Source organism: Streptomyces sp. sk2.1, from assembly GCF_008120935.1.
In the GTDB taxonomy this organism is placed as follows: domain Bacteria; phylum Actinomycetota; class Actinomycetes; order Streptomycetales; family Streptomycetaceae; genus Streptomyces.
Genome location: NZ_RDBO01000077.1, coordinates 392,237 through 413,546, shown reverse-complemented (window position 1 = coordinate 413,546; position 21,310 = coordinate 392,237). Strand labels below are relative to the sequence as shown.

General features: G+C 71.1%; 21 protein-coding genes and 2 pseudogenes. 14 read left to right on the top strand and 9 right to left on the bottom strand.

Annotated features, from left to right (window positions below; genetic code table 11):
- Positions 1-200: 200 nt before the first annotated feature.
- Entirely contained in the window at positions 201-2,234 is a 2,034-nt protein-coding gene (locus tag EAO76_RS29250) for a thioredoxin domain-containing protein (protein ID WP_148838909.1), read from the bottom strand.
- A gap of 141 nt (positions 2,235-2,375) precedes the next feature.
- On the opposite strand from EAO76_RS29250, the pseudogene EAO76_RS46735 reads away from it, so the two are divergent.
- Positions 2,376-2,681, top strand: a pseudogene (locus EAO76_RS46735) (Uma2 family endonuclease); the annotation flags it as partial.
- A complete protein-coding gene (locus EAO76_RS47750; RefSeq protein ID WP_187438828.1) occupies positions 2,593-2,835 on the top strand; it encodes an IS3 family transposase in 243 nt (80 codons plus the stop codon). The pseudogene EAO76_RS46735 and the gene EAO76_RS47750, both read left to right, overlap by 89 nt.
- A gap of 129 nt (positions 2,836-2,964) precedes the next feature.
- On the opposite strand, the gene EAO76_RS29235 is transcribed toward EAO76_RS47750, so the two are convergent.
- Positions 2,965-6,411: an AAA domain-containing protein gene (locus tag EAO76_RS29235; protein ID WP_148838907.1), complete on the bottom strand. Its 3,447-nt coding sequence runs from the start codon at positions 6,409-6,411 to the stop codon at positions 2,965-2,967.
- A 245-nt stretch (positions 6,412-6,656) separates the two neighbouring features.
- On the opposite strand from EAO76_RS29235, the gene EAO76_RS46730 reads away from it, so the two are divergent.
- From EAO76_RS46730 to EAO76_RS29220, 4 genes are all read left to right on the top strand, one after another.
- Positions 6,657-7,154, top strand: coding sequence for a hypothetical protein (locus EAO76_RS46730; RefSeq protein ID WP_262375820.1), 498 nt, complete (start codon positions 6,657-6,659; stop codon positions 7,152-7,154).
- Positions 7,127-8,107: a CBS domain-containing protein gene (locus tag EAO76_RS29230; RefSeq protein ID WP_262375819.1), complete on the top strand. Its 981-nt coding sequence runs from the start codon at positions 7,127-7,129 to the stop codon at positions 8,105-8,107. Before EAO76_RS46730 ends, EAO76_RS29230 begins: the two co-directional genes overlap by 28 nt.
- Positions 8,108-8,230: 123 nt before the next feature.
- Positions 8,231-8,503, top strand: coding sequence for a hypothetical protein (locus EAO76_RS29225; RefSeq protein ID WP_148838906.1), 273 nt, complete (start codon positions 8,231-8,233; stop codon positions 8,501-8,503).
- Positions 8,500-8,907, top strand: a complete 408-nt coding sequence (locus EAO76_RS29220; protein ID WP_148838905.1) for a type II toxin-antitoxin system VapC family toxin — start codon at positions 8,500-8,502, stop codon at positions 8,905-8,907. The genes EAO76_RS29225 and EAO76_RS29220 overlap by 4 nt, the downstream gene beginning before the upstream one ends.
- 33 nt (positions 8,908-8,940) lie before the next feature.
- Here the strand turns inward: EAO76_RS29220 and EAO76_RS29215 are convergent.
- Together EAO76_RS29215 and EAO76_RS29210 are read right to left on the bottom strand one after the other, a co-directional pair.
- Positions 8,941-9,099, bottom strand: a pseudogene (locus EAO76_RS29215) (DUF255 domain-containing protein); the annotation flags it as partial.
- 77 nt (positions 9,100-9,176) lie between these two features.
- Complete coding sequence (locus EAO76_RS29210; protein WP_148838903.1) at positions 9,177-11,024, bottom strand: NAD(P)/FAD-dependent oxidoreductase; 1,848 nt, start codon at positions 11,022-11,024, stop codon at positions 9,177-9,179.
- 193 nt (positions 11,025-11,217) lie between these two features.
- On the opposite strand from EAO76_RS29210, the gene EAO76_RS29205 reads away from it, so the two are divergent.
- On the top strand, positions 11,218-12,237 hold the full coding sequence (locus EAO76_RS29205) for an SMP-30/gluconolactonase/LRE family protein (protein WP_148838902.1): 1,020 nt from the start codon (positions 11,218-11,220) through the stop codon (positions 12,235-12,237).
- 48 nt (positions 12,238-12,285) lie between these two features.
- On the opposite strand, the gene EAO76_RS29200 is transcribed toward EAO76_RS29205, so the two are convergent.
- The 3 genes from EAO76_RS29200 to mca form a co-directional block, all read right to left on the bottom strand.
- Entirely contained in the window at positions 12,286-12,888 is a 603-nt protein-coding gene (locus EAO76_RS29200; RefSeq protein ID WP_148838901.1) for a TetR/AcrR family transcriptional regulator, read from the bottom strand.
- 313 nt (positions 12,889-13,201) lie between these two features.
- Positions 13,202-13,438 carry a hypothetical protein gene (locus EAO76_RS29195; RefSeq protein WP_148838900.1) on the bottom strand — a complete coding sequence of 79 codons (237 nt, stop codon included), beginning with the start codon at positions 13,436-13,438 and terminating at the stop codon, positions 13,202-13,204.
- A gap of 1 nt (position 13,439) precedes the next feature.
- Positions 13,440-14,321: a mycothiol conjugate amidase Mca gene (gene mca, locus EAO76_RS29190; RefSeq protein ID WP_148838899.1), complete on the bottom strand. Its 882-nt coding sequence runs from the start codon at positions 14,319-14,321 to the stop codon at positions 13,440-13,442.
- Positions 14,322-14,418: 97 nt separating this feature from the next.
- On the opposite strand from mca, the gene EAO76_RS29185 reads away from it, so the two are divergent.
- The gene (locus tag EAO76_RS29185; RefSeq protein WP_148838898.1) at positions 14,419-14,835 is read left to right on the top strand and encodes a DUF4307 domain-containing protein; all 417 of its coding nucleotides are present in this window, start codon (positions 14,419-14,421) and stop codon (positions 14,833-14,835) included.
- 204 nt (positions 14,836-15,039) lie between these two features.
- Entirely contained in the window at positions 15,040-15,537 is a 498-nt protein-coding gene (greA, locus tag EAO76_RS29180) for a transcription elongation factor GreA (protein WP_148838897.1), read from the top strand.
- Positions 15,538-15,634: 97 nt separating this feature from the next.
- Here greA and ilvA read toward each other — a convergent pair whose 3' ends face one another.
- Complete coding sequence (gene ilvA, locus EAO76_RS29175) at positions 15,635-16,864, bottom strand: threonine ammonia-lyase (RefSeq protein ID WP_148838896.1); 1,230 nt, start codon at positions 16,862-16,864, stop codon at positions 15,635-15,637.
- A 186-nt stretch (positions 16,865-17,050) separates the two neighbouring features.
- Here ilvA and EAO76_RS29170 point away from each other — a divergent pair, with 186 nt between their 5' ends.
- From EAO76_RS29170 to EAO76_RS29155, 4 genes are all read left to right on the top strand, one after another.
- Positions 17,051-17,581: a MarR family winged helix-turn-helix transcriptional regulator gene (locus EAO76_RS29170; protein WP_148838895.1), complete on the top strand. Its 531-nt coding sequence runs from the start codon at positions 17,051-17,053 to the stop codon at positions 17,579-17,581.
- A 149-nt stretch (positions 17,582-17,730) separates the two neighbouring features.
- Complete coding sequence (locus EAO76_RS29165; RefSeq protein ID WP_148838894.1) at positions 17,731-18,228, top strand: sigma factor-like helix-turn-helix DNA-binding protein; 498 nt, start codon at positions 17,731-17,733, stop codon at positions 18,226-18,228.
- Complete coding sequence (locus tag EAO76_RS29160; protein ID WP_148838893.1) at positions 18,225-18,473, top strand: hypothetical protein; 249 nt, start codon at positions 18,225-18,227, stop codon at positions 18,471-18,473. Before EAO76_RS29165 ends, EAO76_RS29160 begins: the two co-directional genes overlap by 4 nt.
- A 135-nt stretch (positions 18,474-18,608) precedes the next feature.
- A complete protein-coding gene (locus tag EAO76_RS29155; RefSeq protein WP_148838892.1) occupies positions 18,609-18,800 on the top strand; it encodes a DUF1059 domain-containing protein in 192 nt (63 codons plus the stop codon).
- Positions 18,801-18,899: 99 nt separating this feature from the next.
- On the opposite strand, the gene EAO76_RS29150 is transcribed toward EAO76_RS29155, so the two are convergent.
- On the bottom strand, positions 18,900-20,045 hold the full coding sequence (locus EAO76_RS29150; RefSeq protein ID WP_148838891.1) for a cystathionine gamma-synthase: 1,146 nt from the start codon (positions 20,043-20,045) through the stop codon (positions 18,900-18,902).
- A gap of 68 nt (positions 20,046-20,113) precedes the next feature.
- On the opposite strand from EAO76_RS29150, the gene EAO76_RS29145 reads away from it, so the two are divergent.
- Positions 20,114-21,217 (top strand): hypothetical protein, encoded by a 1,104-nt coding sequence (locus EAO76_RS29145; RefSeq protein WP_148838890.1) that lies wholly within the window; start codon positions 20,114-20,116, stop codon positions 21,215-21,217.
- Positions 21,218-21,310: the final 93 nt, after the last annotated feature.

The following is a 21,310-nucleotide window of genomic DNA, read 5'->3' as shown; positions in this document are numbered from 1 at the left end:
CCCCCGGACCCCACCGACGTACCGGCCCACCGACCTACCGGTCGCCCGCCGCGCCCCGAGCCCCGAGCCGCCGCGCCAGCTCCTGCGCGTCCGTCGTCGGGACGTCGCACACGAAGTTCCGGCACACGTACGCCGTCGGCGCCCCGTCCGCCATCGGCCGGTCCGCCCCCCGGACCCCACCGACGTACCGGCCCACCGACCTACCGGTCGCCCGCCGCGCCCCGAGCCCCGAGCCGCCGCGCCAGCTCCTGCGCGTCCGTCGTCGGGACGTCGCACACGAAGTTCCGGCACACGTACGCCGTCGGCGCCCCGTCCGCCATCGGCCGGTCCGCCAGCAGCGGGAACTCGCTCCCGCCCGTCTCCCCCGCGGCCACCACCGCGCCCGGGGCCGTGCCCAGCAGCGCCGTGCGGTGCAGCTCGCCGCCGACCGGCCCGGCGACCGCGGCCTCGCGCGGCCCGTCGAGCAGCGCCTCCGCGACCGCGAGCCCCCAGCCGGTGAACCGGGGAGCCCGCGGGCCGAGCGCCTTCACCACGCCCAGCGCCCCCTCCGCGGCGGTGCGGTGGGCCTCGGAGCCGGTGTGCGCGGCATACGAGAGCAGCGCCCCGGCCGCCGCCGTCCAGCCCGCCGGGGTCGCGTTGTCGGTGGGGTCCTGCGGGCGGCGGATGAGCTGCTCGGCGTCGTCCGCCGTGTCGTACAGCTGCCCGCCCTCGCCGGTGAAGTGCTGGAGCACGATGTCGAGGAGGAAGCCGGCGAACTCCAGCCAGACGCCCTCGCCGGTGACCGAGGCCAGGGCGAGGAAACCCTCGGCGACATCGCCGTAGTCCTCCAGCACCCCGGTGTTGGCGCCGGCCCGTCCGTCCTTCGAGGTACGGGCCAGCCGGGCGACGTCCCCCATGTGGACCCGGACCAGCAGGTCGGCCGCCTCGGTGGCGCGCTCGATCAGGTCGGGCCGGTCGAAGTACGCCCCGGTCTCGGCGAGCGCGGCGATCGCCAGACCGTTCCAGGCGGCGACCACCTTGTCGTCCCGGCCGGGCCGGGGGCGCAGCTCGCGGGCGGCCAGCAGCCGGGCCCGCACGTCGGCGACCCGGGCCGCGTCCGCCACGCTCGTGCCCGGCAGCCGGAGGACGGAGGCCCCCTCCTCGAACGTGCCCTCCTCGGTCACGCCGAAGTACTCGGCGGCGAAGGCCGCGTCCTGCTCGCCGAGCACCTCCCGCAGCTGCCCGGGCGTCCACACGTAGTACGCGCCCTCGACGTGCCGCCCGGTCCCGTCCTCGCTGTCGGCGTCGAGCGCGGAGGCGAACCCCCCTTCGGCGGTGCGCAGTTCGCGGACCATGAAGTCGGCGGTCTCCAACGCGGTCCGCCGGGCCGAATCGGAGCCGGTGGCCCGCCACAGGTGTGCGTACACCCGGCAGAGCAGCGCGTTGTCGTAGAGCATTTTCTCGAAGTGGGGCACGACCCACTCCCGGTCCACCGAGTAGCGGGCGAACCCGCCGCCGAGCTGGTCGTACATCCCGCCCCGGGCCATCGCGTCGCAGGTGTCGGCGGCCATCTGGAGGGCGCCCTCCGCGCCGGTTCGGGCGTGGTGGCGCAGCAGGAACTCGATGATCATGGACGGCGGGAACTTGGGCGCCCCTCCGAACCCGCCGTGCTTCCCGTCGTACTCGCGGGTGAGCCCGAGCAGCGCCTGCGCCAGCTCCGGCTCACCCGGCAGCCCCTGGCCCGCGTGCACCAGGGAGCGCCGGGAGAGGTCCTGGACGATGCGCCCGGCGACCTCGCCCACCTCGTCGCGCCGCTCGGTCCAGGCCGTCGCGACCCCTTCGAGCACCTGCCGGAAGGACGGCATGCCGTGGCGCGGCTCGGGCGGGAAGTACGTGCCGAAGTAGAAGGGTTCGGCGTCGGCGGTCAGGAAGACGGACATCGGCCAGCCACCCTGCCCGGTCGCCGCCTGCACCGCCTCCATGTAGACCGCGTCCACATCGGGGCGCTCCTCGCGGTCCACCTTGACGTTGACGAAGTGCTCGTTCATGAACGCGGCGGTGTCCTCGTCCTCGAAGGACTCGTGCGCGAGAACGTGACACCAGTGGCAGGCGCTGTATCCCACGCTCAGGAACACCGGCACATCCCGCTCCCGCGCCTCCTCGAACGCCTCGGGGGACCACTCCCACCAGTCGACCGGGTTGTCCGCGTGCTGAAGCAGATACGGGGACGTGGACTGCGCAAGTCGGTTCGCCATGCCCCAATCCTCGCGCACCCTCCCCCGCGGCACCCGCGCGCCACGGGGCGGGGCGGTGAAGGGCGGGTGGGGCACCACACCGGGCAGTAGGCTGAGCCCAGCAGCGCCCGGACTGCCGAGGCACCACGAAGGAGGTACACCATGACCGCCGAGATGGTGCCGCCCGCGTGGATGCACACCCAGATCAGCGCGGAGCAGTACGACTCCTGGTCCGAGGAACAGTGCGACGGCATCGAGATCGTGGACGGGATGGCCGCCGTGAGCCCGAGCGCATCCAAGCGCCACAACCGGCTGGCCCGCATCCTGGCCAATGCCCTGTACACCGCTGCGGGCCCGGAGCGAAACGCCGATACCGGCTTTGACGTCCGCCTGCAGGACGTCCCCCTCACCAACCGCCGCCCGGGCGTCACCGTCTACCGGGCTGATCAAGCTCCGACGACCGTGGAAGACGCTGTCCGACGTCGAGCTCACCACCGCCGAGTACATCGACCGGTACGACCACCGGCGACTCCACGGTGGGACAGGCCACGTCTCACCCGCCGAATACAGGAACAACCACCATCGAGCAACCACGAAACCCCAGGTCACAACCAACAACTGAGATCTCTGCCAACCCCGGAACAGTTCATTCCTCCTGGAGCGGGAAGACCGCCGACCGACGGAGGGAAACCACGGCCCGGGCTGCGTGCTCAGGGCCGATCCCGCCGGAGGACGGGCACGAGTTCGGCGCCTACAGCGACGGCTGTTTTCCCAGGTGCTTGGTCTCCTCCGGGCGCAGAGCTTTCCGTCTGTCGCAACCGACCGTGGCGGTGGTGCCGTCGGGTTTGACGACGGCAATGCGCGTGGGACAAGCCCAGACGAAGTAGCGCTGGGCCGGATGGTTGGTCGTGTGCGGGGACCTTGTGGAGCGCCGCTTGGACGGGACCGTGTACTTGCGCAGCTCGGCCTGGGACCCGTGGTCGGGGCAGACGGGCGGGTGGAGCAAGAGCTCAGCGTTCTCGTGGTCAAGGATGTGGCGGGCGAATCGGCGGCCCCGGAACGGGACCATGATTTCCCGCCGGCCCTGGCCGCCCGGCGCATGCGACAAGGTGTTGAGGCTGCCGAGGAAACAGAGCTGCTCGTCGATCACCAGGATCTTCTGGTGCATGTCCTTGATCTCCACCAGAGTGTCGGCCACCGCCTTGAGTTCGGGCAGTCGGCGGGCGGCGTCGGCCGCCGTGGCCGGTTTCCCCAGCTGGCCCTGCAGCAGGCTGTCGCTCTCGTTGGTGACGAAGAGATGGATCCGCACACCGCGGCGGCGCGCGTCGTGAAGGTGCGGGAGTACCTCCCACATGCGCTTGGTGTACCAAGGGGACCAGAGCCAAATGTTGTGGCGGGCCTGGTCGATGGCGTCGAGGGCGTCGGGGTAGTAGGTGTCCTCGTCGTGAATGGCGGTATACCGGACGTGGCCTTCGAAGGCCTCCCAGATCTCCTGCTGCAGCGGGTTCAGTCCCGTCGACTCAGCAGCCGGCAGGCCGAGGAGGTGATCGGAACGGACGCCGCGCACCAGTGCTTCGGGCTCCGCTCTCGCCATGTCCCGCAACTGGGCCAGCACCGTCCCGTTCGCCGCTCTGGCGAGGGCGTCCCAGGCGGCAATCACGTAAACACGCTGGCGGGCCCGGGTCGCACCCACGTTGAAGAGTCTGGCCCCGTCCCTGGGGAAGGACCGTGCGTCCTTGAAGTCGCCGGCGGCGGTCCATCCCGACAGCACACCGTCCTCCACCAGGTCCAGAACGACCACGTCGAACTCCCGCCCCTGGAAGCGGTGCGCCGTACCCACCTCCACCACAGGGGTACGGAAGAGATGCCTCTGGTCGTGGAGCCAGTCATGCGTCACCTGGGCCTGCACCTTGTACGGCGTGATGATGCCGACGCTCTCGCCCTCGTCATGATGGCGTTCGGCCAGCGCGGTCGCCAGCAGACTGCCGGCCACCCACCAGCGGCCCTTTCCACCCGGTGCCCGCCGTACGCTCGCGATTCCGTCGTCTCCCTCGCCGAGCCCGTCGGTCGTGACCAGAATGATCTCCGGGTCGAGGGCGCGGTCCCGCACCGGACGGGCCGATCTGAGCATGCCGCCGTAAACGATCCGGTTCACCAGATCGGTGGTGTCGGGTCCGAACCTGTGCGTAGTGAGCAGTGCCGCGCAGCCGGAGTGCGCCAGCGCGTCGGCGGGTGTGCGGATGCCCACCAGCTCGAAGCAGTCGGTGCGAATCCACCGCTCCAGCTCCGGCTGCTTCGGCATGCGCTTGGGCATGACCGGGCCGAGCTGGCAGAAGTCACCGAACAGGACAACAGTCTCCTTGGCCTTGGCGACCGCGACGATCAGTTCGGGCAACAGCGCGGCCCCGGCCTCGTCGACAAGGACGACGTCGTAGGGCCCTTCGGCCACGGTCCGATTGAGTCGCAGCCGGGCGAGCGTGGTAGCCACCACTCTCGCCTCGCGGATCAGCTCGGGCTCGGCCTGAGAGCGCCGGCGCGCCAGCTCCCGCACGAGCCGCTCGTGTTTGTACTCCAACTCGGCTTGCGTGGAGAGCAGTCCAGTGCAGGAGGTCCGCAGTTCCCGAAGCCGGACGGCCAGCCGGGGAAGGCCGGCGTTCTCGGAAGCGGCCACCAGATCGGCGTCCCCCGGCTGAGGCTGGTGATCCTGCCGGGCCGCCCGCAGCCGGTGTCCGGCGGTCTGCGCCGTATGCTGGGCGAGGGCGAGGTCCTGGTCCACCTTGGTCTGGTCGGCAGCGGTCGATTCGATCAGCGCCAGTTGCAGGCGCAGCGTGGTGTCATCGACGGGGTGGGCCTCCGCCCGTGCCTGGGCGATGCGCCGGCGCAGCACCTCGTGGTGGGCGGCGTAGGTCTCGGTGGCTTGAGCGACATGCTGGTGGAGGGCATCGCGGCGTCGGCTCTGCTCAGCTCGTTCACGCTGGATCTCGCCACGCCGCCGCCTGCCCCGTAGGCGGCTCCGCCCGTCAAGTTCGCGTTGCTCCGTGTCCAGAACTGCCAGCGCAGCCTCGGCGTCGAGCAACGCGGCCTGCATCTGCTGCTGGTTCTGCTCCCCCTTCTCGATCTCGGTCCTCCACTGCACCACCTGTTCCAGCAGAGTCCGCTGAGCTGCCCAGCTCTCCCACCGGCCCAGCGCCTCCTGATGCTCGTTGGCAGCCTGCTTGCTTCGAACCCGGGCGTCCGCCTCGCCCGCTTCAGCCGCCTCCAGTTCGGTCGCCAGGCGCTCCACCAAGAGGCCGTGGGCAAGTCGTCCCTTGGCCTGCTCATACGCGTGGGGATCGAAGCCGGTGAGTCGGGCCTCCGTCTCGCGCAGTTCGGTCAGCCTCGGCTCCCTTGCCAGGGAGGCGAGTTGCTCGGCAACGCCTTCCACCGCCTGCTCGGCCTCCGCCACCTTCGCCCGCACCAGCAAGGACAGCGAGACTCGCGGGTCCTCCGCCACGTGGCGGAGCGCGGGGGAGCCGACCCGGACCATCAAGCCGTGCGGCAGCGAAGAGCGCTCCTTGAGCACTCCCTCCAATGCGTTGTCCACCGCCACGTTGGTGCCGGAGACCAGCAGGACCCGCTTGCCTCGCAGGGCCAAGTCGCTCAATGCCCTGGTCAGTACGGTCGTCTTCCCGGTACCGGGCGGCCCCCAGACCAACCGCAGGCCCGGCGAGGTGCAGGCCAGGTATGCCTGTGCCTGGCCGCCCTTCAGGACACCGTCGCAGGCCGAGGTCTCCGAGGGGGCGACTGCGTCGATCCGGCCGCCGACGAACCGCTCCGTGAGTCCGTTGTTTGGCAGGGCAGCCAATGCCTCGCGCAGCGAGCGAAACAGGAAATCGGGCAGCCGCCGCACCGCCCACAGCGACATTCCGCTCCGGGGTGCGTGGATCGCCACCTGGAGGCGGACCCGCTCCGACTCGACCCGCCAGCCGAGCACGGTGAAGGACCGACCCCGCCGATCCTCGGGACCGGCTCCGGTGGCCAGCCGCATGTCCTGGAGGTCGTCGGGATCGATCCGGCTCGTAAAGGTGGGCAGCCCGTACCAGCCATCCTCCAGGTAGTGGACATCCCCGACCTTCGTGTGCTGCGCTGACTCCGCGCGGCCACCAGCACGGCCCTCACCGGCCAGCACCTCGTCCACTGCCCGGACCAGCTGCTCCATCCACTGCGCCAACGTTCCCCCACCTGGCCCACCTGGACACAACAACACCGATTTCGGCAACTATCCCATGCCGGTCACTCCCCGTGTGCACTTGTTATACGAATCACTGAACATCATCGCGCCGGAAGGCTCTGGCATCCCGAACGCTCCAGCGGACCAGCAATCCGGAATCCACAGCAGCACAGGGTGCTCCTCTGCAAGGATCGGACCGTTGCGGAGTGGGATCGAGCCGGAGGAAGACACTTATGACCGATTCCAAGCTGGGCAACGGTGCGGAAGAGCCTCTGGGGCGAGCCTCTTATCTGATCGAGGGACGGCGGGTGCTGGTCTCCGACCTGGTAGACGCCGGGCTGCTGACCGCCGGGACACGGCTCACATTCCGGCGCAAGCAATCCGGAGAGGCACACCTCGCGAAGGTGACCGGGGACGGAAGGATCGAACTGCACGACGGCCAGCAGTTCAAGTCCCCCTCCACGGCGGCTGCTGCGGCCACGGGGCGGGGACCCTTCGACGGTTGGACCGCCTGGGCCCTTGATGACGGCACCCTGCTGGACGTTCTGAGACAAAGCCTCCTGGACACGGTGGCGGAGCAGCCGGCATCCGGCGACTCGGCAGCAGACGCCTCCGCCGCGCGGCACGCTCGGTTGAAAGATGCCCGGAAGCAAGCGGATGCAGATTCTCCGATCACTCTCACCGTCCGAGACCTGCTGGGCTGGTGGGGGCATCCCGACGCGGCTACCTGATTAGCGAGCAGATAGCCGGCGAGCTGACCAACCACGGCCTGTCCACCGTTCCAGACTTCGCAGCCGTAGGCATCGACGACCGGGTCACCTTGACCGGGCCGTCAGCGGAGGCCGAGGACACGGACGAGGAAACGGCCGAACCGGAGTCGGCAGCAAGGCGGGCGGAGCCGAGAGCGACCGGCGCACCAGCGCCCGCCACCACATCCGGCGACGAGGAGGACAAGGGCGAGCCGCCCCAGGGGCAGACGGTCGGCAACCTGCCCTCGGCGCTCAGTGGGGTGGTATCGGTGACCTCATCGGCGAGCTTCGAGGAAGCGTTCACCAAGATGCAGCTCAACGGGTACTCGCAACTGCCGGTGCTTAACGGAACTCGGAACCTCCAAGGAGCCGTCACCTGGGAATCCATTGCCCAGGCTCGTTACAGGGACGACCGGGCTCCCTTTTCCCAAGCCATCACCAAAGCTCACGACGTCAGCTATGCCGATCATCTGATCGACGTCCTGCCCTACCTGGAGCAGTACGGCTTCCTCCTGGTGAGGGACCAGACGAAGCAGATCGCCGGAATCATCACCATCGCGGACGTGGCCGCCGAGTACGGCGCCACGGCCCGGCCATTCCTGCTCATCGGCGACCTCGACCGGCGACTGCGCCGGGTCATCTCGGAAGGCCTCGACCTTCAGGAGGTGATCACGCTCTGCGACCCGGACAAGCTCCGCAACATCACTTCCTTCGGCCAGATGTCGTACGGGGACTATCAGAAGACCCTCGGCAATCAGCAGCAATGGGACAAGCTGGGCTGGCCACTGGACCGCAAGTCCTTCGTGGCCCGCCTCGACGAGCTGCGCGAGATCCGCAACGAGTTGATGCACTTCAACGACAAGGACAAGGCCGGCGATGACGCGATACCGAAGCTCCGCAACATGATCGAGCTGCTACGCCGATACGGAAGCTGAGACGGGGGTGCTCGATCACCCCGGGCGGTCGAGCACCCCCGTCGTAGTCCCCTTGTCACCGCAGGCAGATGCCGACAACCGAAGGTTCTCTCGTTGTAATAGAGATGGTCTTACACTTTGGGCATGAAGCCGACCCGAGCCGGGACCACCGAGAACATCTCCGTGTCCATGCCCACCGAGCTGGTGAGCGAGCTCCGCTCTCGAACCGGCCGCCGCGGCCTGTCCAGCTACATCACCGAGGCTGTCAGGCATCAGCTCGCCATGGACGGGCTCGCCGAGATCGTCGCGGCCCATGAAGAAGAGCACGGCGCGCTCACGGAGCAGGAGGTCGAAACCGCTCGTCGCGAGCTGTTCGGAGAAGAGGGCGCCGGGGGCGTCGAACGGGGTGCTGCGTGAAGGAGCAGCCGGCCCGCTCGCTGGTGCTCGACTCCGAGGCGCTCTCCCTGCTCCTGCGCAACGACCGCAGGATGGTGGCTCGCATCGAGGCATCCCGGCAGGCCGGGGTCCCGGTCCTCGTGTCTGCGCTGACCATTGTCGAAGCCGTGCAGGGGAAGACCGATCTTGCACGCTTGAAGTGGGTGCTCTCCCGGCTGCAGGTGGAACCGGTCAGCCAGGAGGACTCCCTGACCGCAGTGGCACTGCTTCGGGACGCAGGCGGGCTGCACGGGCACAAGTATGCGATCGACGCCCTCGTTGCCGCGCTTGCGCTTCGCGTTCCGGCTCCCGTGATCGTTCTGACCTCCGACCGTGACGACTGGTCGAAGCTCTGCGGGAAGCGCGTCATCGTCAGGGACGTGTAAGCACCACCGACTACTGGGTTCGCGAGTTCACCGGCACCAGTGACAGGCGCTGTGTCCCACGCTCAGGAACACCGGCACATCCCGCTCCCGCGCCTCCTCGAACGCCTCGGGGGACCACTCCCACCAGTCGACCGGATTGTCCGCGTGCTGAAGCGGATACGGGGACGTGGACCGCGCAAGTCGGTTCGCCATGCCCCGATCCTCGCGCACCCTCCCCCGCGGCACCCGCGCGCCACGGGGTGGGGTGCGAACGGGGCGCTCCGCCCGGCTCAGTGCTCGTGCGGCCGGTGCGGTGGTCGTGCGGCCCTGGCCCGGGAGGGCCCGGTCCTGGCCCGGAGGACTTCGCCCATGGACTCGTCGCGCCACCGCCCCAGGAGTTCGTGGAAGGCGACGGCCCCGTGCGGGTAGGCGGACGGGCCGTTGGGCCGGCCCCTTCCCTCGCGGTTGTAGTAGCCGGGGGTGCACTCGGCGTGGAACCACTCGTGGTCGGGGGCGCCCTCGGCCAGGACGGCGATCCAGGCGTCCTCGGCCTCGGGGGACGGTTCGATGAGTGCGTCCCCGGCCTCGGCGGCCGCGATGAGGGCGGCGGCGTGGACGGCCTGCTCGTCCAGGATGTGGGTGAAGTTGACGCTGCTGGCGTTCTGGAGGGAGCCCATCTGGATCAGGTTCGGGAAGCCGCTGGTGGTGAAGCCGTGGAGCGTGCGCGGCCCCCGCCGGGCCCACCGTTCCAGCAGCTGGACGCCGTCCCGGCCGTGGACGGGGAGCTTGCCCGAGAGGACGCCGGAGGTCCCGACGTTGAACCCGGTGGCGAAGATCAGGCAGTCGAGTTCGTACGTGACGCCGCCGACCGTGACGCCGTGTTCGGTGACGCGCTCGATGCCGTGGGTGTCCGCGGTGTCGATCAGGGTGACGTCGTCGCGGTTGAACGCCGGGTAGTACAGGTCGGAGAAGGTGGGGCGCTTGCAGGCGTAGCGGTACCAGGGCTTGAGTTTCCGCGCCGTCTCCGGGTCGGTGACGGTCCGGTCGACGCGGGCGCGGAGCTCGTTCATCTTGGCGGCGTCGGCGGCCTCGTAGGCGGCTTCGAACGCCTCCCGGTCGCCCTCGCGCCGGAAGCTCGGCAACAGTTTCTCCAGCAGGCCCGCCGACTCGGTCCACCGGTCGGCCACGAGATCCCGTTCGGCGTGCTCGCCGGAGACGATGCGGAGGTAGTTCTCGCGCCGCCTCCGGGCCCAGCCCTCATCGTCGGCGCCGACGTCCTGGGCGGTGGTGCGGCGGTTGGCCCGTACGTCCACGGTGGAGGGGGTGCGCTGGAATACGTAGAGGTGCGCGGCGTCCTCGGCCAGCATCGGGATGACCTGGATGCCGGTGGCACCGGTGCCGACGATGCCCACCCGTTTGTCCGCGAGGCCGGTCATGCCGCCTTCCGGGGTGCCGCCGGTGTAGCCGTAGTCCCACCGCGAGGTGTGGAACGTGTGCCCCTTGAAGTCCTCGATCCCGGGAATCCCGGGGAGCTTCGGGTCGGTCAGGGTGCCGGTGGCGTTGATGACGTACGTGGCCCGGAAGGCGTCCCCGCGGTCCGTGGCCACGATCCATGTCCCGGATGCCTCGTCCCAGGTCAGGGAGGTGACCCCGGTGGAGAGGAGCGCGTCCGCGTAGAGGCCGGACTTTCGCGCGATCCGCACCGCGTGGCGGCGTATCTCGTCGCCGGGGGCGTACTTCCACTCCGGTACGTAGCCGGTCTCGTCGAGCATCGGCAGATATACGTGGGACTCGATGTCGCAATGGACGCCCGGGTACCGGTTCCAGTACCAGGTGCCCCCGAAGTCGCCGCCCCTCTCGACGATCCGGATGCGCTCCACGCCCTGTCGCCGCGTGTGCGCCCCGGCGAGGATGCCGCCGAATCCGCCGCCGATCACGGCGACGTCGACGGTGTCGCGGACGGGCTCGCGCTCGTCCGGCCCGGTCGTGTACGGGTCGGCGGCGTAGTAACCGAACTCGGCGTCGGCGTCGCGGTACTGGGCGGCTCCGTCGGGGCGGACGCGCCGCTCGCGTTCGAGGCGGTAGCGCTGCCTCAGCTCGGCGAGTCCGTGGGGGGACAGATCTTGAGGGGTCGTCATGTGGGGCCTCGATCATGGGCGTTGGGGCCACCCGGCGGGCGGCGGTCCGTTACCGTAACAAGTACCGGACAACACTGTCCGGTTGGAGTCCGGTCGGCACGGCGACATTCGGCCAGGTGGCTTTCGCGCCTCTGGCACGTCGCGTGTTCCCGGCCCGCGCAACCCCCGCAGCGGACAGGAAGAGTGATCCCCCATGCAGCGATTCCCGGCCCGGCCCCTCGCCGTGCTCGCCACGATCGGCGTGCTGGCCCTCACCGGATGCGGCACGGAGAGGGCCGCCCCCGGGGAAGCGGCGGCGGCCGGCACCGGGAGCAGGACCATCCGCGCCCAGAAGGTCATGCGGCTGACCCAGGTGCACGCCGAGACCGGGATGACCCTGCTGGAGGGGCCCACGTTCGACGGGAACGGCGATCTGCTCGTCGTCGACGTCACCGCGCTCGGGGGCGCCCCCAAGGTCATGCGCGTGGACGTCGGGAGGAAGACCTCCCGCACGGTCCACACCGACGACCGGGGTGCCTACACCTCGGCGCAGTTCAGCCCCTACGACGGACGGCTCTACCTCAGCGACTTCGCCCACGGCGAGATCGTGAGTCTGGACCCCGACGGCGGCGACCCGCGGACCTTCTTCTCCGGCGAGGTCGACGGGGCGCGGATGAACCCCGACGACATCGCCTTCGACCGGAGGGGAAACCTGTACATCAGTGATTCACGCGGCCTGTCCGAGGGCGAGGCGCGCGGGCGTGTGGTGCGGATCGACCGCGAGGGCGGGAAGGCCACCGTCCTGGCCGAGGACCTGGCCGCGCCCAACGGGATCTCGTTCGACGCCGACCACCGCGGTCTGTGGTTCAGCGAGCTCACCGAGAACCGGATCTCCTACCTTCGCCTCGACGGGGAGGGAGAGGTCACGTCCCGGCACACCGCCATCCGGGTGGACGGCGGAATCGCGCAGACCGACTCGATCGCCGTGGACGCGGACGGCAACCTCTACCAGGGGCTGCACGGCCGGGCGGCGATGGCCGTGTACGACCGGCACGGCGAGCGGCTGGCGACGGTCGAGCTTCCCCCGCGCGCCGAAGGTCTGGAGTCGGCGACGAACGTGGCCATCACACCGGGCGGGACCAAGGCGTACATGACCGTCAGCGGCCCCGCCGGCGGGTATCTGTACACCTTCGACGCGCTCGCGGAAGGCACCCGGCAGTCCAACGGCGGCTGACACCGGCCCGGCCCGGGGCCCGCCGGGCGGCCCTCGGCCGGCCGGAGGTCACCCGGTGGGCCCCCGACCGCCGAAGGCCCGCACCGGTCCCACCTCGACGCCGAGCAGCCGCCAGGCGGCCAGCGCCCGGTCCTCCCGCTCCTGGCGGGTGGGGCCGGTGACGGCGGCGGAGACCATGGCGACCGAGAGCACGAGGTCGTCGGCGCTCAGCCGGTGGCCGGCGGGCAGCCGCCCGCGCAGGGCGCGCTCCACGCGCCCGGACAGGTCCAGGGCGTGGGCGCGGATGTCGGAGCGGCCGACCGCCCGGTCGGCGTGCAGAAGGCCGATGAAGGCCGCCGACTCGGTCAGATGCCAGGTCAGCACACCGAGCACCTCGGCGAGGGGCACGTCCCCGGCCCCGGCCGCCTGCTCGATCTGCCGCACGTTCTCCTCCAGCACCGCGGCCACCGCGGCGGTCCGGTCCGGGAAGTGCCGGTAGAGGACGCCCTGCCCGACCCCGGCCCGGCGCGCGATCGCGGACAGCGGCGCGTCCAGGCCGTGCTCCGCGAAGACCTCCCGGGCGGCGGCGACCAGAGCGGCCCGGTTGCGGGCGGCGGCCTTCGGCCCGTCGTTCGCGGGCCGCCGTCCGCCCTGCCCGGTCTGCTCCGTCACCCCGGAAGCGTACCGGCCGGGCGGATCCGGCTTCCGTTCCGCGCGGGGCGCGACACCGGGGCGAGTGGCGGCATGCCCCTGACACGCCTTCGGGCAGGAATGTGCGCGACACCGGCCGGCCCGGGTGCGGGCGGTCGGTGCCGCGCGGTGCGACGGGACGGCCGGTGTCGTGCGACGGATGGCCGGTGTCGCGCGGTGCGACGGGGCGGCCGGTGTCGTGCGATGGATGGCCGGTGTCGCGCGGTGCGACGGGGCGGCCGGTGCCGCGCGGTGCGACGGGGCGGCCGCGGACGTGCCGTGCCGCCCCGTGCGCCTACTTCTGCTTCGCGGTCCCCGCCCCGACGGCGGCGTCGGCCGCCACCGCGTCCGGGTCCGGGGCCTCCTCGAAGTCGACCCTGCCCATGTGCCGGTTCATGGACTTCATGAGCAGCCACACGCCCACGGCGAGTGCCGCGAAGACGAGGAAGCCGAGAACGCCGGGGGTCACCTTGTTCTTGTCGAGCTCGGCGGCAAGCGGAACGAGGTCGGTCAGTGCCTGGGTCGCGTACATATCAGGCATTGTCGCGGATGCCCGCGAAGAGGTCGCTCTCGGGGAGGGAGGTATCGACGAGGGACTTCGCCAGCTCGTACTCCTCGGTCGGCCAGACCTCCTTCTGGATGTCCATCGGCACGCGGAACCAGCCGCCGTCCGGGTCGATCTGCGTCGCGTGCGCGATCAGCGCCTTGTCGCGGATCTCGAAGAAGTCGGCGCACGGAATGTGCGTGGTCAGCGTCCGCTCGGCGCGCTCGAACTCCTTCCAGCGCTCCAGCCACTCGCCGTAGGGGGACTCCAGCCCGCGGGCCAGCAGCGCCTCGTGCAGGGCGACCGTGCGGGGCCGGTTGAAGCCCTGGTTGTAGTAGAGCTTCTGCGGCTTCCAGGCCGGGCCGAACTCCGGCTCGGGGAACTTCTCGGTGTCCGTCGCACCGTCGAAGGCGATCATCGTGATCTTGTGGGTCATGATGTGGTCGGGGTGCGGGTAGCCGCCGTTCTCGTCATACGTGGTGATGACCTGCGGGCGGAACGCGCGGATGCTGCGGACCAGCCGGCCCGCCGCCTTCACCTCGTCCTCCAGCGCGAAACAGCCCTCGGGGAGCGGCGGCAGCGGGTCGCCCTCGGGCAGCCCCGAGTCGACGAAGCCGAGCCACTCCTGCCCGACGCCCAGGATCTCCCGGGCCTCGTCCATCTCCTTCCTGCGCACCTCGTGGATGTTCTCCTCGATGTACGAGTCGCCCTGGAGCTTCGGGTTGAGGATGGAGCCGCGCTCGCCCCCCGTGCAGGTCACGACCAGCACGTCCACCCCCTCGGACACATACTTCGCCATGGTGGCCGCGCCCTTGCTCGACTCGTCGTCGGGGTGGGCGTGGACTGCCATCAGTCGCAGCTGCTCGGTCAAGACTCGATCCTCAGTGATTCGGCACATGGGCAGGCTTCTATAGTGACCGAACCGGGGGGTGGAAAATTCCTCGATCCCCGGCACGGGAGGAACGATCATGGCTGCGGTGCACGAGCCGCTTCCGGAGAACCGCTACGGCCGCTCCGCGGACCAGCGGGCGGACCGCAAGCTCAAGATCATCGGCTCGGTGCTGGGTGTCGTCCTGCTCGGCGTGGTCGGCTGGATCGGCTACGACTACGTCACCGGCCAGGGCATCAGCGCCGAGGTGATCAAGCGCCAGGTCGTCTCGGACCAGCAGGTCGACGTGCACCTGGAGATCCGCAAGGACAAGGACGCCAAGGGCTACTGCACCCTGCGCGCCCAGCACGAGGACGGCAGCGACGTGGCCCGCAAGGACTTCCGGTTCGACGAGAGCACCGACCGCATCGACCGCGTCGTGTCCCTGCGCACCACCGCCAGGGCGACCAGCGTCGAACTGCTCGGATGCACCACCGACGGCGGGGCGTCGCGTTGACCCCGGGCGGCGGCACATTGACCGCCGCGCACCGGCACTGAATCGCCTGTAACTGCTCTGACCTGCGCATATGTGGTCCCGGCGTTTTACCTTCTCCCCCTTTCCCCGGTGAATTGTTAGGCTCGTGGTTTCGCCCACCCGTAGGGGCACATGCTTACGGGTAGGGCGATGCTTTGTATTCCCAGTACCGACGAGGAGCACCCTGTGACCCAGACCAGCGAAAACGTCACCTGGCTCACGCAGGAGGCGTACAACCAGCTCAAGGCCGAGCTGGAGTACCTGTCTGGTCCCGCGCGCACGGAGATCGCCGTAAAGATCGCGGCGGCCCGTGAGGAAGGCGACCTGCGCGAGAACGGCGGGTATCACGCGGCCAAGGAGGAGCAGGGCAAGATGGAGTTGCGGGTGCGCCAGCTCACCCAGCTCCTGGAGCACGCGAAGGTCGGCGAGGCGCCCGCCGACGACGGCGTGGTCGAGCCCGGCATGGTGGTGACGATCGCCTTCGACGGCGACCCGGACGACACCTTGACCTTCCTGCTCGCCTCGCGCGAGTACGCGAGCTCGAACATCGAGACGTACTCCCCGCAATCGCCGCTCGGCACCGGCGTGAACGGCAAGCGGATGGGCGACGACGCCGAGTACGAGCTGCCGAACGGCAAGATGGCCATGGTGAAGATCCTCGCGGCGAAGCCGTACACCGGCTGATCCCCCGTACACCGACACGCGGGGAGCCCCCGGCCGTCCGACGACGGACCGGGGGCTCCCCGCATGTGCGGGGCGCACGGCGCCGGGCCCGGCGCGTTCAGCCCATCACCAGGTATCCCGCGTCGCGCAGCCTCGTCGAGACCTCGGCGCAGTGCTCCGGCCCCTTCGTCTCCAGTTGCAGCTCCACCTCGACCTCGGTGAGCCCGAGCCGGGGGTCGGTCCGTACGTGGCCGATGTCGAGCACGTTGGCGTCGACCTCGGTGAGTGCGGCCAGCAGGGCGGCCAGGGCGCCGGGGCGGTCGGCCAGCCGCAGCCGCAGGCTCAGGTAGCGGCCGGCCGCCACCATGCCGTGGGTCAGCACGCGCTGCATCAGCAGCGGGTCCACGTTGCCGCCGGAGAGCAGCGCGACCACCGGCCCGTGGAACGACTTCGGGTCGCTCAGCAGCGCCGCGACCGGGCTCGCGCCGGCCGGTTCCACCACCAGTTTCGCCCGCTCCAGACAGAGCAGCAGCGCACTGGACAGCTCGTCCTCGGAGACCGTACGGACCTCGTCGACCAGCTCCCTGACCAGCTCGAACGGCACGTCGCCGGGGCGCCCCACCTTGATGCCGTCCGCCATCGTGGTCGGCGAGTCGATCGACACCGGGTGGCCCGCGGCCAGTGACGGCGGGTAGCAGGCCGCGCCCGCCGCCTGCACCCCGACGATCCGCACGTCGGGCCGGACCGCCTTGACCGCCACCGCGATGCCCGCCGCGAGACCGCCGCCGCCGACGCCCACGACGATGGTGCGCACCTCGGGGCACTGTTCGAGGATCTCCAGGCCCACCGTGCCCTGCCCGGCGATGATGTCGGGGTGGTCGAAGGGGTGGATGAAGACCGCGCCGCTCTCCCGCGCGTACTCCTGGGCCGCCGCGAGCGTCTCGTCGACGACGTGGCCGTGCAGCCGGACCCGCGCCCCGTACTGGCGGGTGGCGGCCACCTTCGGCAGCGGCGCCCCGACCGGCATGAAGACCGTCGACCGTACGCCGAGCAGCGAAGACGCGAGTGCGACACCCTGCGCATGGTTTCCGGCGCTCGCGGCGACGACCCCGGACGCCCGTTCCACCGGGGACAGGCCCGCGATCCGTACGTACGCGCCCCGCAGTTTGAACGAGCCGGTCCGCTGGAGGTTCTCGCACTTGAGGTGGACCGGCGCGCCCACGAGCCCGGTCAGATGGCGGCTGCCCTCCATGGGGGTCGTCCTGGCCACACCGGAGAGCATCTTCTGCGCCCCCCGGACGTCGTCGAGGATCAGGGGAGGGAAGTGACCGGTGACGCGGAAGTTCATACCGCAAGTCTGGCAGCTCGCCCCGGCACCGCCCGCGATGTCCCGGCCCCTTCCGGGCGGTTGTTCCCGGGTTTGCGGGCCGCTGGTACGCGGTCCACGGGTTTGCGCAGCGCCGGTACGCGTTGCCCCGGAGCCGCGTACTCTGTCCCCCACCCATCCGACACCGCACGAAGAGAGCCCCCGGCCATGCCCCCTCAGGACATGACGACAGCTGCGTCTCCTTCCGGGGGCGCCGCCCCCGAATCCACGGGTTCCGACCACGTCCTCGATGCGCTGCAGCACCAGGTCGCGGTATTCGCCCGCCGTGCCGAGCAGACCCGCCTCGGCGGTGTCGGCCAGGTGCGCAACTCCATGGACCGGGCCGCCTACCTGCTGCTCAACCGGCTGGACCAGGAAGGCCCGATGGGCGTCAAGGCACTCGCCGCGGGCATGGGCATCGACTCCTCGACGGTCACCCGGCAGGTCGCGCCGCTCGTCGACACCGGCCTGGTCAAGCGCACCTCGCACCCCGAGGACGGCCGGGCCGTGGTGCTCCAGCTGTCGCCGCGCGGCCAGGCCCGGCTCGACGAGGTCCGCAGCTCCCGGCGCGAACTCATGACGCAGGTGACGGACGGCTGGACGGCCGAGGAGCGCGAGACGTTCTGCACGCTGCTCACCCGGTTCAACGCCTCGCTGGCCGCCCGCCAGGCCGCGCACCAGGCGCCCCCGGCCGGCTGAACGCGCCCCGCCCGTCCGATCACCACCGGCCGGATCGCGGCGGTCCCGCGGCGGAAGCGTCGCGTCCGCCGCGGGGCCGCCGCGACCGGCACGGCCGACCCGTGCACGCCTCTTGACCCCGGCCCCCCGCAGCGGCTCGTATGTGGATTGTGCGAGAGCGCCAGACGGGCCGGGAGCGGCGCCGCGCCCAGGAATTCGAGGCCTTCGTGGCGGGCGCGGCCGGCCGCCTGCTGCACACGGCCACGCTGCTCACCACCGAGCCCCTGCGACCGCCCGGCGCCAATCCCCGCGCCCGGCGGATGCTCACGGCCGCGCTGGCGCGCACCTACGCCCAGTGGGAACGGCTGCGCGGCGAGGACCCGTACGACCGCGCCCGGCGCGAGCTGGTCGTCCGGTTCGCCCACGAGGTCTGGCGGCACCACCGGCCGCGCGGCGGACCGCTGGACGCACTGACCCCGCAGGAGCGCCTCGTCCTCGTGCTGCGGTTGTACGAGGGGGTCGCGGAGGAGCAGGCAGCGGCGCTGCTCGGCCTGCCGGTGGAGCGGGTACGGGCGGTCTGCAACCGCGCGGTGGCCACGATGCGCGGCACCCGCAGGCCCACGGAGCGGCGGGGGCTGCCGTCCGGCCCGCTGGGGGTGGCGCCATGAGCCGCAGCGACGACCGCGAGGACGAGGTCCGGCGGATGCTGGACGGCCCGCATCCGCAGGTGCCGGCCGATCTGGCGCAGCGGGCGGCGGAGCGGGGCGGCAGGCTGCTGCGCCGGCAGCTGTTCGCCCGCCGGGTGCTGTTCCTGGTGGGGTTCGCCGCGGTGGTGGCCTTCGCGGTCTGGGCGTCCGTCGTGCATCCGTGGGAGGTGCCCCCGGCGGAGACCACACCGAGCGGGGGCTGGTGAGCACGGGACACGGACCGCCGGACGCCGGACACGGACCAGTGGGCGCCGGACGGGGACCGACGGACGCCGGACGGGGGCGGACTACCCTGGAAGTCGCGGTACGCGAAACCGGCGGGATCGGCCGAGGAGGCTGCCATGACCAGGAAGATCGCTGACTGCCGCAAGCACCCGAGCGTGTCGCACTGCTCGCTCACCATCGCGGGTGAGGAAGAGGAAGTCGTACGGGCCGCGGCGGAACACGCGGTCTCCGTCCACGAGCACACCGACGGTCCCGAACTGCGCGAGCAGATCCGGGCGTCGCTGGAGGACGAGAAGGCCGGCGCCTGACCGGCGGGCACCGGGGGGAAGGGCGGGTGTGCCCGGACGACCGGCCACACCCGCTTCCGTTCCCGTTGCCGTTCCTGCTTCCGCTTCCGCTTCCGCTGACTAGCCGAGGGCCTGCGTCAGGTCGGCCAGCAGGTCGTCGGCGTTCTCGATGCCGACGGAGACCCGGACGAGGTCGGCCGGCACCTCCAGCGGGGAGCCCGCGGCGGAGGCGTGCGTCATGCGGCCGGGGTGCTCCACCAGCGACTCGACGCCGCCGAGGGACTCACCGAGGGTGAACAGCTGGGTCCGGTTGCAGACCTGGACCGCCGCCTCCTCGCCGCCCTCGACCCGGAAGGACACCATGCCGCCGAACGCCTTCATCTGCTTGGCGGCGATCTCGTGGCCCGGGTGCTCGGGCAGCCCCGGGTAGAGGACCTGGGTCACCTTGGGGTGCCGGGTCAGCAGGTCGACGACCTTGGCGGCGTTCTCGCTGTGCCGGTCCATGCGGACCGCGAGGGTCTTGATGCCGCGCAGCACCAGCCAGGCGTCGAACGGTCCGGCGACCGCGCCCATGGCGTTCTGGTGGTACGCCAACTGCTCGGCCAGTTCCGGGTCGTCGACGACCAGCGCGCCGCCGACGACGTCCGAGTGGCCGCCCATGTACTTCGTCATGGAGTGCACCACCACGTCGGCGCCCAGGGACAGCGGCTGCTGGAGGTAGGGGCTGGCGAAGGTGTTGTCGACGACCAGGCGCACGCCCGCCGCACGGGCCACACCGGCGACCGCGGCGATGTCGGTGATGCCGAGCAGCGGGTTGGACGGGGTCTCCACCCAGATCGCCTTGGTGCGCGGGGTGATCGCCGCCCGTACCGCCGCCACGTCCGAGGTGTCGGCGACCGAGAAGTCCACGCCCCAGCGGGAGACGACCTTCGCGAACAGCCGGAAGGTGCCGCCGTAGGCGTCGTTGGGGATGACCACGTGGTCACCGGGGGTCAGCAGGGTGCGGAGCAGGCAGTCCTCGGCGGCGAGGCCGGAGGCGAAGGCGAGCCCGCGGCGGCCGCCCTCCAGGGCCGCGAGGTTTTCCTCCAGGGCGGTACGGGTCGGGTTGGCGCTGCGGCTGTACTCGTAGCCGCCGCGCAGCCCGCCCACTCCGTCCTGTTTGTACGTGGAGACCTGGTAAATGGGCGGGACGACGGCGCCGGTGAGGGGATCGGCGGTGTTTCCCGCGTGGATCGCGAGGGTTTCGAAGCTGTGCTGGTCGCTCATGGGGCCAGAGCGTAGTTCGTCGCGAGGGCCCTGACCGGAGTACTCGGCCGTCCGGTGACAATGGGGGCATGGAGATTCTCTGGTTCCTGATCGCACTGTGCATGCTCGCGGCGGTCTTCGGCCCCTTCGTGCTGCGCCGGCGCGGCGGCATCCGGCAGGTCGCGCCGGGTTCCCCGGACGCCGCCGACCCGGACGCGTACGGCTTCGTGCGGCAGGAGGACCTGGACATCCGGCTGCCGGGCCCGGACCAGGATCTGCTGGACGTGATCGAGGCCGTGCAGCGTTCCCAGGACTGGCGGGCGGCCTCGCAGCTGCTGGCCGGTACGCCGAAGGAGGACGAGGCGCGGTGGCAGCGGGTGCAGGCGTTCGCCGGCGCGGCCTCGCTGGAGCTGGCGCAGCAGCCGGGCGTCGGGGGTGCGTGGCTGCGCGCGTGGCGGGCCGAGGCGCCGAAGGACGCGGGCGGCGCGGCGGTGCACGCCGAGTTCCTGGTGCAGCAGGCGTGGCGTTCGTCGACCGCCGGGACGGACGACTTCCGGATCATCCTGGAGGAGGCCCGTACGGTCTGCGGCGAGGCGGCGCTGCTGGCACCGGGCGACCCGGTGCCGTACATCGTCGAACTGGCCGTGGGACGCGGACTCGGTTACTCCCACGAGGAGTTCGACCGGCTCTGGGCGAAGGTGATCGACCGGGCCCCGGCCCACATGGGCGCGCACATCGCGGCGCTGCACTACTGGTGCGAGAAGTGGCACGGCTCGCGCGAGGAGGCGGAGCGCTTCGCCACGACGGCCGCCGCCCGCGCCCCGCAGGGCTCCCTGCTGGCCGCACTGCCGCTCTTCGCCCTGTACGAGCACCTGCCCGAGGTCAATCTGGTGCAGGGCTTCTACCGGGGCGCGACGGTGACCAAGGCGGTCGAGGGCGCCCTGTTCGCGGTCCACTCGGCCCGCCCCGACGATCCGATGCTCGCGCACGTACGCCATCTGCTGGTGCTGTTCCTGGTCCGGATGGAGCGCTGGTCGGAGGCGATGAACCAACTCGTCCGCATCGACGGCCACGTGGGCGCCCTGCCCTGGACCCAGGGCCCCGATCCGGCCGCCGAGTACACGGTCTGCCGTGCCCTGGCGGTGGCCGGCTACGAGGCGAACGGCGGCAGCCCGGCGACGTTGCCGCGGTAGCGACGGGGATCCGGGCGCGGGGCACGTACGGCCGTACCGTACGTGCCCCGCGCCCCGACCCGAGCAGGCGGCAGCCAGGGGTCGGCCGATGGC

Excerpts from the sequence above, each read along its gene's own strand:
- EAO76_RS29185 (WP_148838898.1), top strand. The coding sequence starts at position 14,419 with ATGGCTGCGGTGCACGAGCCGCTTCCGGAGAACCGCTACGGCCGCTCC.
- EAO76_RS29170 (WP_148838895.1), top strand. The coding sequence starts at position 17,051 with ATGCCCCCTCAGGACATGACGACAGCTGCGTCTCCTTCCGGGGGCGCC.
- EAO76_RS29250 (WP_148838909.1), bottom strand. The coding sequence starts at position 2,234 with ATGGCGAACCGACTTGCGCAGTCCACGTCCCCGTATCTGCTTCAGCAC.
- EAO76_RS29145 (WP_148838890.1), top strand. The coding sequence starts at position 20,114 with ATGGAGATTCTCTGGTTCCTGATCGCACTGTGCATGCTCGCGGCGGTC.
- ilvA (WP_148838896.1), bottom strand. The coding sequence starts at position 16,864 with ATGAACTTCCGCGTCACCGGTCACTTCCCTCCCCTGATCCTCGACGAC.
- EAO76_RS29150 (WP_148838891.1), bottom strand. The coding sequence starts at position 20,045 with ATGAGCGACCAGCACAGCTTCGAAACCCTCGCGATCCACGCGGGAAAC.
- EAO76_RS29210 (WP_148838903.1), bottom strand. The coding sequence starts at position 11,024 with ATGACGACCCCTCAAGATCTGTCCCCCCACGGACTCGCCGAGCTGAGG.
- EAO76_RS29205 (WP_148838902.1), top strand. The coding sequence starts at position 11,218 with ATGCAGCGATTCCCGGCCCGGCCCCTCGCCGTGCTCGCCACGATCGGC.
- EAO76_RS29225 (WP_148838906.1), top strand. The coding sequence starts at position 8,231 with ATGAAGCCGACCCGAGCCGGGACCACCGAGAACATCTCCGTGTCCATG.
- EAO76_RS29160 (WP_148838893.1), top strand. The coding sequence starts at position 18,225 with ATGAGCCGCAGCGACGACCGCGAGGACGAGGTCCGGCGGATGCTGGAC.
- EAO76_RS29195 (WP_148838900.1), bottom strand. The coding sequence starts at position 13,438 with ATGTACGCGACCCAGGCACTGACCGACCTCGTTCCGCTTGCCGCCGAG.
- EAO76_RS29155 (WP_148838892.1), top strand. The coding sequence starts at position 18,609 with ATGACCAGGAAGATCGCTGACTGCCGCAAGCACCCGAGCGTGTCGCAC.
- EAO76_RS29235 (WP_148838907.1), bottom strand. The coding sequence starts at position 6,411 with ATGGAGCAGCTGGTCCGGGCAGTGGACGAGGTGCTGGCCGGTGAGGGC.
- EAO76_RS46730 (WP_262375820.1), top strand. The coding sequence starts at position 6,657 with ATGACCGATTCCAAGCTGGGCAACGGTGCGGAAGAGCCTCTGGGGCGA.